This is a genomic window from Stenotrophomonas sp. GbtcB23, assembly GCF_019091045.1.
Classification (GTDB): domain Bacteria; phylum Pseudomonadota; class Gammaproteobacteria; order Xanthomonadales; family Xanthomonadaceae; genus Stenotrophomonas; species Stenotrophomonas rhizophila_A.
Map to the genome: position 1 here is coordinate 1 of NZ_JAGXKC010000018.1, position 14332 is coordinate 14332.

At 64.9% G+C, this 14332-nt stretch carries 14 protein-coding genes; 4 read left to right on the forward strand and 10 right to left on the reverse strand.

The features are described from left to right. Positions 1-519: 519 nt before the first annotated feature. Together KVS69_RS09330 and KVS69_RS09335 are read left to right on the forward strand one after the other, a co-directional pair. Positions 520-921 carry a GFA family protein gene (locus KVS69_RS09330; RefSeq protein WP_217537858.1) on the forward strand — a complete coding sequence of 134 codons (402 nt, stop codon included), beginning with the start codon at positions 520-522 and terminating at the stop codon, positions 919-921. Between the two features lie 75 nt (positions 922-996). Next, positions 997-4425, forward strand: a complete 3429-nt coding sequence (locus tag KVS69_RS09335; RefSeq protein ID WP_217537859.1) for a response regulator — start codon at positions 997-999, stop codon at positions 4423-4425. A gap of 40 nt (positions 4426-4465) precedes the next feature. Here KVS69_RS09335 and KVS69_RS09340 read toward each other — a convergent pair whose 3' ends face one another. From KVS69_RS09340 to KVS69_RS09350, 3 genes are all read right to left on the reverse strand, one after another. After that, positions 4466-4840, reverse strand: coding sequence for a DUF6404 family protein (locus tag KVS69_RS09340; protein WP_217537860.1), 375 nt, complete (start codon positions 4838-4840; stop codon positions 4466-4468). A 72-nt stretch (positions 4841-4912) separates the two neighbouring features. After that, the gene (locus KVS69_RS09345) at positions 4913-5218 is read right to left on the reverse strand and encodes a hypothetical protein (RefSeq protein ID WP_217537861.1); all 306 of its coding nucleotides are present in this window, start codon (positions 5216-5218) and stop codon (positions 4913-4915) included. A 70-nt stretch (positions 5219-5288) separates the two neighbouring features. Further along, a complete protein-coding gene (locus tag KVS69_RS09350) occupies positions 5289-5693 on the reverse strand; it encodes a hypothetical protein (RefSeq protein ID WP_217537862.1) in 405 nt (134 codons plus the stop codon). A gap of 126 nt (positions 5694-5819) precedes the next feature. Between KVS69_RS09350 and KVS69_RS09355 the strand changes: the two genes are divergently transcribed. Continuing rightward, positions 5820-6800, forward strand: coding sequence for a polysaccharide deacetylase family protein (locus KVS69_RS09355; protein ID WP_254622112.1), 981 nt, complete (start codon positions 5820-5822; stop codon positions 6798-6800). Between the two features lie 18 nt (positions 6801-6818). On the opposite strand, the gene KVS69_RS09360 is transcribed toward KVS69_RS09355, so the two are convergent. Both KVS69_RS09360 and KVS69_RS09365 read right to left on the reverse strand, forming a co-directional pair. Beyond that, positions 6819-7310, reverse strand: a complete 492-nt coding sequence (locus KVS69_RS09360; protein ID WP_217537864.1) for a hypothetical protein — start codon at positions 7308-7310, stop codon at positions 6819-6821. Between the two features lie 204 nt (positions 7311-7514). After that, positions 7515-8570: a hypothetical protein gene (locus tag KVS69_RS09365; RefSeq protein WP_217537865.1), complete on the reverse strand. Its 1056-nt coding sequence runs from the start codon at positions 8568-8570 to the stop codon at positions 7515-7517. A gap of 197 nt (positions 8571-8767) precedes the next feature. Between KVS69_RS09365 and KVS69_RS09370 the strand changes: the two genes are divergently transcribed. Further along, positions 8768-9325 (forward strand): transglycosylase domain-containing protein, encoded by a 558-nt coding sequence (locus tag KVS69_RS09370; protein ID WP_217537866.1) that lies wholly within the window; start codon positions 8768-8770, stop codon positions 9323-9325. Here the strand turns inward: KVS69_RS09370 and KVS69_RS09375 are convergent. The 5 genes from KVS69_RS09375 to cls form a co-directional block, all read right to left on the reverse strand. Further along, entirely contained in the window at positions 9312-9638 is a 327-nt protein-coding gene (locus KVS69_RS09375; RefSeq protein ID WP_068854471.1) for a hypothetical protein, read from the reverse strand. The genes KVS69_RS09370 and KVS69_RS09375 overlap by 14 nt on opposite strands. Positions 9639-10335: 697 nt before the next feature. Next, positions 10336-11427 (reverse strand): PA0069 family radical SAM protein, encoded by a 1092-nt coding sequence (locus tag KVS69_RS09380; protein WP_217537867.1) that lies wholly within the window; start codon positions 11425-11427, stop codon positions 10336-10338. 257 nt (positions 11428-11684) lie between these two features. Beyond that, positions 11685-12428, reverse strand: a complete 744-nt coding sequence (locus KVS69_RS09385; RefSeq protein WP_217537868.1) for a pyridoxine 5'-phosphate synthase — start codon at positions 12426-12428, stop codon at positions 11685-11687. Next, a complete protein-coding gene (locus tag KVS69_RS09390) occupies positions 12425-12709 on the reverse strand; it encodes a hypothetical protein (protein WP_184126359.1) in 285 nt (94 codons plus the stop codon). The genes KVS69_RS09385 and KVS69_RS09390 overlap by 4 nt, the downstream gene beginning before the upstream one ends. A 63-nt stretch (positions 12710-12772) precedes the next feature. Next, positions 12773-14242, reverse strand: coding sequence for a cardiolipin synthase (cls, locus tag KVS69_RS09395; RefSeq protein ID WP_095362392.1), 1470 nt, complete (start codon positions 14240-14242; stop codon positions 12773-12775). Between the last annotated feature and the right edge of the window lie 90 nt (positions 14243-14332).

Sequence of the window (14332 nt, forward strand, 5' to 3'; positions counted from 1 at the left end):
GGCCGCACCTGATGCACTACGCGATGGGCTCTTGCGCATTGGGCTGCAGTTGCCAACGCGGTACTTCGCCCCGCATGCGCGCGATTTTCCGTGGAGCCGGTACAGGCTCCAACCGACGCTATGACCTCTTACCGAGTCGCTGCGGCACTTGGTTCGGTTGAAAACCACATCGTCTGATCATCGGGTGCTGCCGATGGCGTGGCCCTTTGACGGTGCTAACCTTCGCCGGGTAGGCAATCCGGTCTGAACCTGAGGAGTAGGGCAGTGGGAAGAACCTGCGATTCAACCTTGCACCGCGAGAAGTTGCTCGCAAGCGATGTGGCGGCCTGCTACTACTGCTTCTCGGAATTTCCGCCCAGCGCCATCGAAGAATGGTGCGATGGCGATGATCAGGATCAGACCGCGCTATGCCCGCGTTGCGGAGTGGATGCCGTGGTGGGGTTCAATGGCCCAGTGGATACTACGTGGATTCGGTCCGCGCACCAGATTGGATTTGGTTAGAGCCAAGGTGAACTGAACATGCTGAAGGAAGTTGGCGGCGTCCCCATCCAACCCAAGCACCGCGCCATGTGCCACTGCGGCGCCGTGGAGCTGGAGCTTGATCTTCCCAACGGTATCGAGAGCCCACGCCGGTGTGACTGCTCGATCTGCCGGCGCAAAGGCGCGGTAGTGGCTTCGGTGCCTCTCTCCGGACTTCGTGTCGTGAAGGGGGCAGAGCACCTCAAGCGCTACGAGTTCAACACCCACACGGCCAAGCACTACTTCTGCGGCATCTGCGGGATCTATACCCACCACCAGCGCCGCTCGAACCCTCATCAGTACGGGTTCAACGTCGGGTGCCTGGAAGGCATCAACCCCTTCGCCATACCCAACGTTCCCGTGGAGGATGGAGTTCACCATCCAGCAGACGGCACAGGCTGACAAGCGATCCGGCAAGGGTTCCGCAGCCTGCGCGCGTGATAATCTGATGGGTTGCACCCACCCACCTGCCAACCCATGCCCACCACGCCCAAACCCCGCGTTGCCACCCAGGCCGGAACCGGCTTCCGCACGCTTTGGCCCCTGCTGGCGGTCATGCTGTTCTTCCTCGGCAGCGGGTTCCTGGCCGGCAAGAACATCCACACCATCCGCGAGGGCAACGCTCTGGTCATTCGCTCCCAGGAGACGATGACCGCGCTGGGCGATGTGCTGTCGGCGGTGCAGGACGCCGAGACCGGCCAGCGCGGCTATCTGCTCACTGGCGATGACAGCTACCTGGAGCCCTATCGCACCGCCCTGGGGGTAGCCAGCACCCGGCTGGAGACAGTGGAAAAGTCCTTGGCCGATGACCCGGCCCAGGTCGACCGGCTCAAGCTGCTGGCACGGCGGGTCCAGGACAAGCTGGACGAACTGCATGAAACCATCGAGGTGCGGCGCACCCAAGGCTTGGAGCCCACCCTGGAGGTGGTCGGTTCCAACCGCGGCAAGGCAGCCATGGACGACATCCGTGCGCGCCTGGCCTCGATGGGGGCCATCGAACTGGACAAGCGCGCCAAGCGCCTTGAAGAGATGGAATCGGCCTACAACGCGGCGCTGAGCTCCGGCGCGGCCAGCGCGGTGCTGGGCATCCTGCTGACGATCTTCATCGCCATCCTGCTGCGCCGCCATACCCGCGCCCGCGAGCGCGATGCGTGGCTGCAGCGGGGTCGGCTGGAGCTCACCACCGCCACCGGTGGCGACCTGGACAGCGGTTCGCTGGCGCGGGCCAGCCTGGGCTTCCTGGCCGGCTTCACCGGCGCACAGGCCGGCATGTTGTTCGTGCCGGAGGACAACGGCTTCCGGCAGATCGGTGCGGTGGGCACCGCCTCCGCTCCGGACGGCACCGACCAGCTGCGCGACAGCGGCAGCCTGCTCGGCCGCGCGGTGGACGAGAAGCGCGTGCTGGTGGTGTCGGACGTGCCGCAGGGCTACTTCACGGTCGGCTCCGGGTTGGGGCAGGCACAGCCGCGCCACCTGGTCATCGCTCCCAGCATCCACGAGGGCGAAGTGAGCGGGGTGATCGAGCTGGGCTTCTTCAGCGCGGTACCAAGCGAAGTGGTGGAGCTTCTCCAGTTGGCATCCGGCGACATGGCGGTAGCGCTGCGGTCGGCGGCCTACCGCGCCAAGCTTTCCGAGCTGTTGGCACAGACCCAGCGGCAGACCGAAGCGCTGCAGGTGCAGAGTGAGGAACTGCGGGTTTCCAACGAGGAACTGGAGGAGCAGAGCCGGGCGCTGCGCGGCTCCCAGCACGAGCTGGAAGAGCAGCAGGCCGAACTGGAGCAGACCAACAACCAGCTGTTCGACCAGTCGCAGCAGTTGGAGAACGAGCGCGACAAGCTGGCGCGGGCCAACGCGGCCATCGTGGCCGAGGCGGACAAGGTACAGCGCGCGAGCCAGTACAAGTCCGAGTTCCTGGCCAACATGTCGCACGAGTTGCGCACGCCGCTGAACTCCGCGCTCATTCTGTCCAAGCTGCTGGGCGACAACCGCGACGGCAACCTGAGCGAGGAGCAGGTGAAGTTCGCGCGCACCATTCATTCGTCCGGCACCGACCTGCTCAACCTCATCAACGAGATCCTGGACCTGTCCAAGATCGAGGCCGGGCACATTGAAGTGCACGCCGAACGCTTCGGCGTGGAAAAGCTGCTGACCGACATCTCGGCGCTGCTGGGTCCGGTGGCCAGCGAGAAGGGCCTGACGCTGGACGTGTCGATGACGGCCGATTGCCCGGTGGTGATCGAATCCGATCGCCAGCGCATCGAGCAGATCCTGAAGAACCTGCTGTCGAACGCACTGAAGTTCACCGAAACCGGCGGGGTGACGGTGTCGGTTTCGTCGGCCGGGAACGGCAAGGTGGCGTTCGCAGTGACCGACAGCGGCATCGGCATTGCGCCGGAGCAGCAGGCGCGCATTTTCGATGCCTTCCAGCAGGCCGATGGTTCGATCAGCCGGCGCTATGGCGGCACGGGCCTGGGGCTGTCCATTTCCCAGGAGCTTGCACGCCTGCTGGGCGGCGACATCACGGTGGAAAGCGAGCCCGGCAAAGGCAGCTGCTTCCGGCTGGTGGTGGCCACACGGCTGGCAACCACCGAGCGCCCTGCTGCGCCTGAAGCGCTGCCGGCGCCGATGCCTGCACGCGCGCCGTTCGCATCGGGTGGTGTGGCCATGGCGCTGGATGCGCGCCCCGTGGCCGCCCCAGGCAGCAAGGCCAGCAGCAACGGCCGCGGCCTGATCCTGATCATCGAGGATGACCCTGCCTTCGGCCAGATCGTCAGCGACCTGGCGGTGGAGATGGGCTTCCGTGCACAGGTGGCGCAGACGGCGGCAGAGGCCCTGGCCGCCGCGCGCACGGAGCTTCCGCACGCCATCGTGCTGGACATCGGCCTGCCCGACCAATCCGGCCTGTCGGTGCTGGACGTGCTCAAGCACGACATCCGCACGCGGCACATTCCCATCCATGTGGTGTCGGCAACGGACCATTCGCGTAAGGCGCTGGCGCTGGGTGCGGTGGGCTATCTCGGCAAGCCCGCCACCCGCGAGGAGCTGGGCAACGTGCTGCTCTCGCTGGAGCGCAGGCTGTCTCAGCGGCCGCGCCTGGTGCTGGTGGTGGAAGATGACGATGTGCAGCTGGACGCAGTGCGCCAGCTGCTGGCGCTGGCCGATGTGGAAACCATCGGCGCGCGCTCGGCCTCGGAGTGCCTGCAGGCGCTGGCCCAGCATACATTCGACTGCATGGTGCTGGACCTGAGCCTGCCCGATGCCTCCGGCTTCGAGCTGCTCGAGCTGCTCAGCGAGCAGAGCCCGCATGCGCTGCCGCCGATCATCGTCTACACCGGCCGGGTGCTGTCGCCCGCCGAAGAGGTACGGCTGGGACGGTACTCGAGTTCGATCATCATCAAGGGCGCGCGCTCGCCCGAACGCCTGCTCGATGAGGTCACGCTGTTCCTGCACAAGGTAGTGAGCGACCTGCCCGAATCACAGCAGGGCATGATCCGTTCTGCGCAGCACCGCGACACCGCGCTGGAAGGCCGCCGCGTGCTGGTGGTCGAGGATGATGTGCGCAACATCTATGCGCTGATGAACGTGCTGGAGCCCCACGGATGCAAGGTCACCATCGCGCGCAACGGCCAGGAAGCCATTGACGTGCTGACGGCGGCCATCGGCGGCCCGTCGCCCATCGAACTGGTACTGATGGACATCATGATGCCGGTCAAGGATGGCCTTACCGCCACCCGTGAGATCCGCCAGGACGGGCGCTTCGGCAAGCTGCCGATCATCGCCCTCACCGCCAAGGCGATGCCCGATGACCAGCAGCAATGCATCCAGGCCGGTGCGAACGACTACGTGGCCAAGCCGCTGGACGTCGACAAGCTGGTGTCGCTGATCCGGGTATGGCTGATGGCGTGAGCGGCAGAAGTGCTCACCGCCAAGTGCAGCCCATTTCGGATCAGTATCTGCGCCAGGGTGGAAGTTGCAGTCGTTTGCGGTGAACATCCGCCACGCCGGCCGTCACCACCGAGAAGATCAATCCGCCGAAGAATGCCGATCCAACGGCCGCTACGCCATCGGGCATTGGAAGGAACCGAAGGTACATCCAGGCGATCAGCCACACCACGGCCCATACGCTGCCGAACGCCAGGGCGTTCACCCAGAAGCTCCGGAACAACGGCGGTGTCCATTTCAAGCCCAACCGCCATGCGATTCTCCAAAGCGGTGGAGCGGCCAAGCTCAGGCTCAGGCTACCGCCTCTGGCAGCCAGGTCCTTCCGCATGCGGGCGATCTTGCTGTTGAAGTCCTCAACGGAAGCTTCTTCGTTCGTCATCGTTGGTTCCTTCAACGTGTAAGACCCGGCGCGTCGCGACCTGGGCAAGAATGCAGAAGGCTACCTGCTTCCTCAGGTTCGTTGTATCAGAAACCTCTGAGTTCCCACCCTATTCTGTATCTCCAACCGAAGCCGCGCCTGCTCCCGCTGCACCCATAGCTCGGCGCCGGTTTTGCCATTGGCAAAGGCGGTGCAGCGCCGATGCCGCCGGCCTTCCGGCTCGCGATGCGCATCAAGCATGGCCACCCATTCCCTGCCTCGCTCGGGTTGATAGATGTGGACCACCCACGTGTCGCCATGGGCGATCACCGTTTCGTCGTAGGCGGTGGCGGCGGGTTTGATCCATCGGAAGTCGGGCGGGAGCATGGGCGAGAGCATTACCGTTCCGGCTCTCAGAAACTGCGACGGGGAGGGCGGCCTGCGAAGTCCTGCTGGTCTGACCGTTGCTTCAGAGTTTGCCAGCTGCCTTGTATCGCGAGACGCCCTGTTCGATCAGCTGCTGGAGCTCCTGCAGCAGGGTGGGATCGATGACGTCGAAGTTGAAGCATGATTTCCCCTGCATGCGCTTCTTCAAGCCAGGGCTGAGGCTCTGCAGCAGCTCGGGAAAGTCGTAGACCGGCATGAAGTGGAAGGCGTGCTTTCTGGCAGAGACTTTCACCGCCCCGAAGAACTGCGCCTTGCCCTTGCTGTCAGCGTGTTTGCAGTTGGCGTAGAAGTGGGTGTCGGTATCGTGCACGACCGCCAGCGCCTCCTTGTGGGCCAGCAGCAGATCGCGCAATGCGACAAACAACGCCGAGGGCGTTCCCAATTCCGAATTGTGCGTCTGGGAGGCTGGTTTGCCGGGAGTCTTCATGGGTACCTCCGGAAGTTCTCGCAACCATACCTCCGGCGAGGGCACGACAGGTAGCGGCATGCCTGGGCCAACCGTTTGAGGGTGATCGGCGACGGCGCTATGCTGGACCGGCTATCAGGATGGGAGCTGCGGGTGCGAAAGGGATGGGCTTGCTGTGTCGTTCTGGCGCTCGCGTGCATTTCGGGTATCGCCCAGGCAGCCGAGCCGGATCGGCGCATCACGCTGACCATCGACGATCTGCCCTGGCAGCGGCTGGGCGAACGTACCGAGCCGGAGCTCGCCGCCCAACACGCCAGGTTGCTTGCCGCGCTGAAGCACGCCAACGTCCCGGTGGTGGGCTTCGTCAACGAGGCCAAGCTAGAGGTCGGCGGCCAGGTGCAACCTGCGCGCGTGCAGATGCTTCGCGACTGGCGTGATGCCGGGTTCGAGCTGGGCAACCACACCTTCGGGCACGTCGACCTGCATGCGATGCCGCTGCAGGCTTACGAGCAGGACATCCTCCGCGGTGAAGCCACCCTGCGCCCACTGCTGGCCGAAACCGGGCAGGTGCCGCGCTGGTTCCGGCATCCCTACCTGCATGCCGGGCAGTCGCCTCAGGTGCGCGCTGAACTTGGCGCGTTCCTGCAGCAGCACGGCTATGAGATCGCCCCGGTCACGATCGACAACAGCGAATGGATCTGGGCCTTTGCGTACGACCACGTGCGCGACACCGAAAGCGATCCGGCCAAGCGGGATGCGCTGATGCAGCAGCTGCGCCGTGGCTACGTTCCGTACATGCTCAACAAGCTCGACTACTACGAACAACGCTCGCAGGAACTACTCGGCCGGCTGCCGGCACAGGTCTGGCTGATGCATGCCAATGCGCTCAATGCCGATTCCGTGGGCGAGCTGGTAGCCGCCACCCGTCGGCGCGGCTACCGCTTCATCTCGCTGGACGCTGCGCTGCAGGATCCTGCCTACCGGCACGCCGACGGCTACAACGGGGGCAGCGGCATGAGCTGGATCCAGCGCTGGGCGATGGCCGAGAAGGTGCCGAACTCCTTCTACGCGGGCGAGCCCACGGTGCCTGCCTGGGTCATGAAGCTTGCCGGGCGGGATGGCGAGTAGCTGAGCCCGGCAGTTCGATCAGTTTTCCTGATACTCGCTTTCATCGTAGGTGCCCGCAACCGTGCAGGTCAGCTGCGGCGCTACCCCCTCGCCCAGCATGAGGTCCCCCATCGTAGTCGTGCGCCCACCCGCCGTGCCGAGTTTTGCAGCTTTGCGCACCGCCGCTGCGTTGGCACCCAGGGTTGCGGTATAACTCTCGCCCAGTTCGCCGTCCGCGTCGATGAAGATGGACACTTCCTGCACCGGTAGACCGAACACCGTGAGTGGCACAGGTGGCTTGATTGCCTCGATGGCGCCGGCTTCGTCGCGGGGCAGCGCCTTCCAAGCCGTAGCAGTGGTATCGGGCTTTGCACGGCATTCAACGGCCGCCTGGATCGCGGGTGCTACGGCCTGCCATTGCGATGCGTCGAACGCCTGCGCTACCGGAGCGAACAAGGCGCCAACAAGCAGGGTGGTGAGGATCTTGATGGTTGCGCCGCGCTGATGCGGCTTCCCTTGGATATTGGTCATGAGGCATTCCATTTGCGCTGTAGGGTTCTACTTCCAGAGCAAGTTTACTGTGCAATGCATCAGGCCGCCCAATGGGCGGCCTGATGGTCTACAGGGTTGCGATGCTCAGAAGAAAATCGCGTAGAGGATCAACAGCGGGATCGGTACGCCGAGTGCCCAGAGCAGCAGGGTCTTCATGGGAAGTCTCCTTGTTCGATTGGGAAGTTACAGGTCGCGGCGACGGCCGCCCCAGGTGGCACTGAGGCTGGCGAAGAAGGCGCCGATCAACAGGGTGATGAACAACCACAGTGCCGCGTAGGCGGTAGCCTTGCGCGCATCGTCGGCCACCTGCTTGGCGGTGTTCTTGGCCTCTTCCAGCGCGGCACGCATGCGGGTCTGGGTCTCGGTGACACGCGCTTCTGCCTCGGCCTGGCTCATGCCGGTCTCGCGGGCAATCACCTGCGCCAGGTACTGCTTGTCTGCCGGATTGAGGCCTTCAGACTGCAGGCTGGTGACGATGATGCGGTTCACCTCGGCACGCACTTCACGGCGATCGCCGCCCGGTCGCGGGCCCTGCGGCGGCAACGGGCGCGGCGGTGCAGCGTTTGCAGGACCCACCGCGGGAACCATCGCCGACGGATCGACCGGTGCGGCCGGATCAGCGGGCGTCTGGCCGGGCATGGGTGCGGGCATGCTGCCACTGCGGAACAGCGAGTCGACCCAGTAGTTCAGGTCGCCCTGGTCCGACCCCGCGACGGCGGTGCCGGCGCCGGCGGCGGCAACACCGGCGGTGGAAGCAGCAGCACCTGCAGTTGCGCCGACAGCTTTGACGCCGGTGCCGAGCACGCCGCCAATGGCCGAGGTCAGCAGGCCGGCGGTGAGGAGGGTGGCGACGGCCCAGGAGACGAAGCCATGGGCGGTGTCGCGGAAGTAGGTTTCATCGCCGTGCAGACGGGTCCACTTGGTGCGCAGGCGGCCGGCCAGATAGCCGCCCAAGCCGGAGGCAGCGAGCGCGGTGAAGGTCAGCCAGACGATGCTGCCCCAGCCGAAGGTTTCCTTCGAGACGCCATCAAATGCCCACGGCGATACCGAGGACAGGCCCAGCCCCACGCCGAGGATCAGCAGGACCAACGACAGCGCGGCGGCGGCGACGGCACCGGCCAGGATCGCGCCCCATGACACCGCGCTTTCGGGCGCGGGTTCGATGACGGATGTTTCAGTCACAACGGCGATGTCGGGCCCGAGGGCGCCTCGATCAGGGTAATCAACTCGGGTGTTCATTGGTACTTCGCTCCGTCTGGATGCTGCATGTGCAGCTGGCACCCAGAGGCTGCGCGAAGGCAGGTGAAATCGGTGAGACCTGCGTCTTCACTTCCTGCATGCGCGGGCGGGCGCCAGGGCGATATGCTGTCTGGCGGTCGCGGTGGCGAGGTTGTACAGCCAGGCCATGGATCTGTCATTCAGGGATAGGAGGGCACATGAAGCGCCGCGCAAAAGTACTGATCGCCTTGGTGTGCACCTTGATGCTGGCGCCCGCCGTGGCATTCCTGATCTATGACGCATTGGTGTTCTGGCCGCATCGTGATCACATGCGAACCGTCCTGGAGAATGCAGATCCGCTGGATCGTTCGCCGCCTGCAAAGGTTCGCGCCTACATCCGCGCACAGCATGATGGCGCGTTGCCGTCCGCCGTGGTGGCGCGTCAGTTGCACTCCCGTTGGCTGCCCCGCAGAGGCATGCTTGACTGGCACGTGCGGAGCTTCCTGTGGGAGCGGCTTGTCTCCCTGCACCTGTCACAGGATGAGGTGTTGGGACTCTATGCGAGCCTTGCCTACAACGGAAAGGGGCAGGGGTTGAACTCCCTTTCGCAGCGCTTGTTCACCAAGCCATTGGATGCGCTGTCGGACGAAGAGGCTGCGATGGTGGTTGCCTTCACATGGGCACCTGATCTCTATGCCCAGCATCCGGAGCGGCTGCGGGCGCGTACGGACATCCTGCTTTTCCGGGCGCGCAGCACCCAGCTCAACGCTCTCTGATGGCGCCGTGGGCGATGGCTTGCGCGACTTCTCTGTCAAAGCGCTCACTCTTGGTGATGTGTCGTCTGACGTCGTCGGCCATCAGCTGGTCAGCGTCCAGGTAGGAAAGCTCGACCAGCTTCAGCAGCACGTCCTTCGACGGAGATTGCTTCAGCCACCAATGGAAGACGCCATTGCGGTCGTGTTCGGAAGCATCCTCCATGCCAGGTTCGTAGCTCTCCATCAGCAGTTGCAGCTGGTCCGCCGGTACCAGCCCGTACTCTTTCCACTTGGGGTGAAAGTGCATGAGTGCGAGGTAGCTCTCGATGTCCATCACGCGCTCCGTTGATGTTGTTTTCTCCTGCCAAGGCCAAGCATAAGGGCAGCGCCGCCAAGTATGAGGTAGACGCAAGCCATCAGCCCCAACCCCCGTCCCCGCGGTGCTTCTGGTAACGTCGCCAGTGACGTTAGGCGTGGTGCCCCTAGCGCCCGACAAGTGATGTCCGACAAATAGATACCCGAACGCATGGACGTTGATGGTGCTCATGTTCGTACGCTGTACCAGCACGGCCAGCAGGTCTTTATTCCAAGCCTGGAGGGCTGGAAGGCCATTCTGGGCGATGGACACTGGGGCGGTATTCGAATGACCAGCCCTGACAATGCAAGGGCTTTCGTCGAGAAGTATTTCCGCTATGAGGCGATCAGACTTGGACTTGTCCTGCTACGCGGAAGATGGTGGTCCTTTCCATTGCTGTGTGTTGAGGGTCACTTGTACAGGGTGCATTTTGAGGATGTGATCTGCGAACACTGTCATCAACGCTGTGGATTATCGGCCACTCCAGACACAGTCTGTTATGCGGGGACCGGCCTCAGCGTTGCTGAGGTTTACGCCGAGTTTGAAAGGCTCGGCGTCAAGCAGTGCCCACACTGTTCGGGTGTGCTCAGGCGAAGACAAACGGCTTGGTTTGCGCCGCCAGTTGTGGACGGTACGTCCAGTTGATCTGCTTCGTGGCTTTCCCAAGTTCAAGTGTTCAGAACAACGAACCCTGCGGCGAATCCTCACGCGGCGGCAGCGGCCGAACAAACTTCGTGCAGTCCAGCTTCGGCCAATGGCTGTTCTGCGCATCGAATCCCAGGCGCTTGCGGGCGAGCTTGAAGCGGCTGGAGAGCAGGTCGGCGTAGACGCCTTCGCCGCGCATGCGGGTGCCGAACTCGCTGTTGTAGTCCTTGCCACCGCGCAGCTGGTTGATGGTGCTCATCACGTGCGCGGCGCGGTCCGGGTGATGCGTATCGAGCCAGTCGCGGAACAGCGGGGCCACTTCGAGTGGCAGGCGCAGCAGCACGTAGCCGGCGGTGCTGGCGCCGGCGTCGCGTGATGCTTCGAGCACCGCTTCCAGCTCGGAATCGTTGATCCAGGGAATCACCGGGGCCACCATCACGCCAACGGGGATGCCGGCGTCGTGCAGGCGACGCATGGCACGCAGGCGCGCGTGCGGGGCCGATGCGCGCGGCTCAAGGCGGGCCGACAGGTGCGGGTCCAGCGAGGTCACCGAGAAATGCACGCTGACCAGGTTCTTTTCCGCCAGTGGGGCGAGCAGGTCGATATCGCGCTCGACGAGGGCGTTCTTGGTGATGAGCGAAAACGGGTGCTGGGTTTCCAGCATCACCTCGATCAGCTGGCGGGTGAGTTTGAGCTTGCGTTCTATCGGCTGGTAGGCGTCGGTGTTGATGCCCAGGGCGATCGGCTGCGGGGTGTAGGCGGGCCGCGAGAGTTCCTTGCGCAGCAGCTGCGGCGCGTTGGTCTTGGCAAACAGCTTGGTTTCGAAGTCCAGGCCGGGAGACAGATTGAGGAAGGCGTGCGAGGGGCGCGCGAAGCAGTACGAGCAGCCGTGCTCGCAGCCGCGGTAGGGATTCACCGATTGGCTGAAACCTACATCGGGGGATTTGTTGCGGCTGATGATGCTCCGCGCCGTTTCGGCGCGCACTTCGGTGCGCAGGCGCGGGGTGGCAAATTCTTCGCTGGTTTCCGGTTCCCAACCGTCGTCCATGGCTTCGCTGACCGTGACTTCGAAACGTCCGGCGAGGTGCGTGGTGGAACCACGGCCTTTGATTGCGATGCCCATCTTCAGAGGCTACCGGCGAGACGTCTCAGGGGCTGAGACGTGAGGTGGAGCGTGGCGGAGTGCGGAGGGGTACGCATGGATTAGCAGTATTACTAACCACAGGGTCGTAGGGAAGCACCATCCGCGCCCCTGCTGGGTTTGGGCTGAATGGTTGGGGTTTGTTCCCCAGGGTTATCCACAGGGGATTCTTCAGCGCACTTGGGTCCCAGCGAAGAGCATCCGGGCAGGGCCCGGAGCCGCAGTTTGCGCGGGATCCATCAAAGGAGGGCGAGGTAGCCCTTTACCGTCGCCTCCAGCCCGGCGTACAGGGCTTCGCCGATCAGCGCGTGGCCGATCGAGACTTCGAGGACGTTCGGGACCGTTTGCAGGAAATCCCGGAGGTTATCCTGGGACAGATCGTGGCCGGCGTTGACCCCGAGGCCGGCGGCCTGGGCGCGGCGGGCGGCGTCGGCGAACAGGGCGAGCATGACGGTGGCGTCGCCTGCGGCGTGCGCCTCGGCATAGGGGCCGGTGTAGAGCTCGATGCGGTCAGCGCCAATGTCGGCGGCCTGGGCCAGGTCCGGGTTGCCGGCGTCCACGAACAGGCTGACCCGGCAGCCGTAGTTTTTCAGTTCCGCGATCAGCGGGCGCAGCCGGTCGGCATCGCGGCTGAAATCGAAGCCGTGGTCGGAGGTGAGCTGGCCGTCACTGTCGGGCACCAGGGTGGCCTGGGCCGGGCGGGTCTGCGCGCACAGCGGCAGCAGGCCCGGGTAACCCGGTCGGGGCGGTGCGAACGGGTTGCCTTCGATGTTGAATTCGACGCCGCGCGCGGTGGTCAGCGCCGAGAGGGTGAGCACGTCCTCTGCGTGGATATGCCGACGATCCGGGCGCGGGTGCACGGTGATGCCGTGGGCACCGGCGTCCAGGCAGGCGGTGGCCGCCTGCAGTACATCAGGGTCCTGGCCGCCGCGCGAATTGCGCAGGACGGCGATCTTGTTCACGTTGACGCTGAGGTGGGTCATAGGCTCGGGGGAAGGTCATTCGGGTCGCGGTCGGCGTCACGGCGGGCCTGGGCCTGCTCGCGCAGCCGGCGCAGCTCGGCAGGGTCGATCGCGTTGTAGATGTCGTGCGACCCGGCCGCGTCCCGCTGGCTGCCGCCAAAGCTGGCCAGGTAGCGGCCGCGGATCCAGGCCAGCAGGAACACCAGTGCGCCGGCCAGCCACAACATCATCATGCCGGTGGACGGTGTCTTGATGGCAAAGGTGAAACAGCCCAGCGACAGCAGCAGGAACAGCCAATACATTGTCATTCTCCCCGTTGACCTGCGCAGTGTAGCGCCGGGGCGGGGGGCGGTTCCACGTGGCGGCTACAGCAGCGGGGAGGCCAGGCGGGCGAATGCCTCGGGGACCCGGTGCAGCCACAGCGAGCGCTGGCGGTCGTTGCGCACGGGCGTGGAAGCGGCGAACTCCGCGATGAGGATTTTCTCCAGTTCCGCTACGCACTCGGGGCTGCTGATCATCATCGACAGTTCGAAGTTGAGGCGGAAACTGCGGTGGTCGAAGTTGGCGCTGCCGGCGATGCAGACGTCGTGGTCGGCGATGAACGCCTTGGTGTGCAGCATGCGCGGCCCGTACTCGTAGATCTTCACCCCGGCCTGCAGCAGCTCGTCGAAGTAGGAGCGCGCGGCCTGGGTGACGAACCAGGAATCGCTCATCTTCGGTACCAGCAGGCGCACGTCCAGCCCGCCCAGTGCGGCCGAGGTGAGCGCCATGCGCGCGGCTTCGCCCGGCACGAAGTAGGGCGTGACCAGCCACACGCGTTCGCGCGCTTCGTGGATGGCGGCCACCTGCAGGCGGTGGATGGTTTCCCAGCCCGAGTCCGGGCCCGAAACCAGCACCTGGGCGTTGATGGCGCCGTCCTGGCGGCCCGGCATGTCGGTGGGCCACAGCTGGGCGATGTTGAAGCGCTCCTTCGGTTCGCCGGTGGCGTAGATCCAGTCTTCGACGAACACCAGCTGCAGGCTGCGCACCACGTGGCCGGTCAGGCGCATGTGCAGGTCGCGGTAGGCATCGGGCCGGCGGCTTTCGTCTTCTTCGTCGGTGATGTTGATACCACCGGTGAAGGCGACGCGGCCATCGATCACCACCAGCTTGCGGTGGGTGCGCATGTTCATCCACGGCCGCTTGAACGGTTTGAGCAGCTGGCGTGGGTGGAACCAGGCCACTTCGGCGCCGGCATCACGCAGCGGCTTGAGGAACCGCGTGCGGATGCCGGACGAGCCCACCGCATCCAGCAGCAGGCGCACGCGCACCCCGGCCTTGGCGCGTTCCACCAGGGCGTCGCGCAGCGCGGTACCGGCGTGGTCGGGGTTGAAGATGTAGTACTCCACGTGCAGGTGGTCGCGCGCCTGGGCCACGGCCTTCAACAGCGCGGCATAGGTCTGCGCGCCGTCCACCAGCCACTCCACTTCGGTGGCCGAGCTGGGCGCCAGGCCGGTGGTGGCCTGGGCGATCTTGGCCAGTTCGGTGCAGTCCGCATCGGGCGGGCACACGCTGCTGTAGTGCTCCATGCCGGAACGCGCGCGGCCACGGCGCAGGCGCTGCCGTTTCACCTTCTGCGGCCCGAGCAGGTAGTACACGAACAGGCCCAGATAGGGCAGGGCGGCCAGCGAAAGGATCCAGCTGAGCGTGGCCACCGGCTCGCGCTTCTGCAGCATGATCCAGCCGATCAACCACAGCAGGTACAGCACGTAGGCGGCGATGAGCAGCGGGCGCAGGTGCGGGAACGCATCCAGCCAGTGGAGCCAGTCGGCAAGCGCGGGGTAGGTGGCAAGCATCCGCGGATCATAGCCGGACGCGGGTGTCCGACGCATGCGTGACTGTTTTGGCCTTGAAGTCGGGGCGCCTGTAGCCCGAGTCTCTTGACG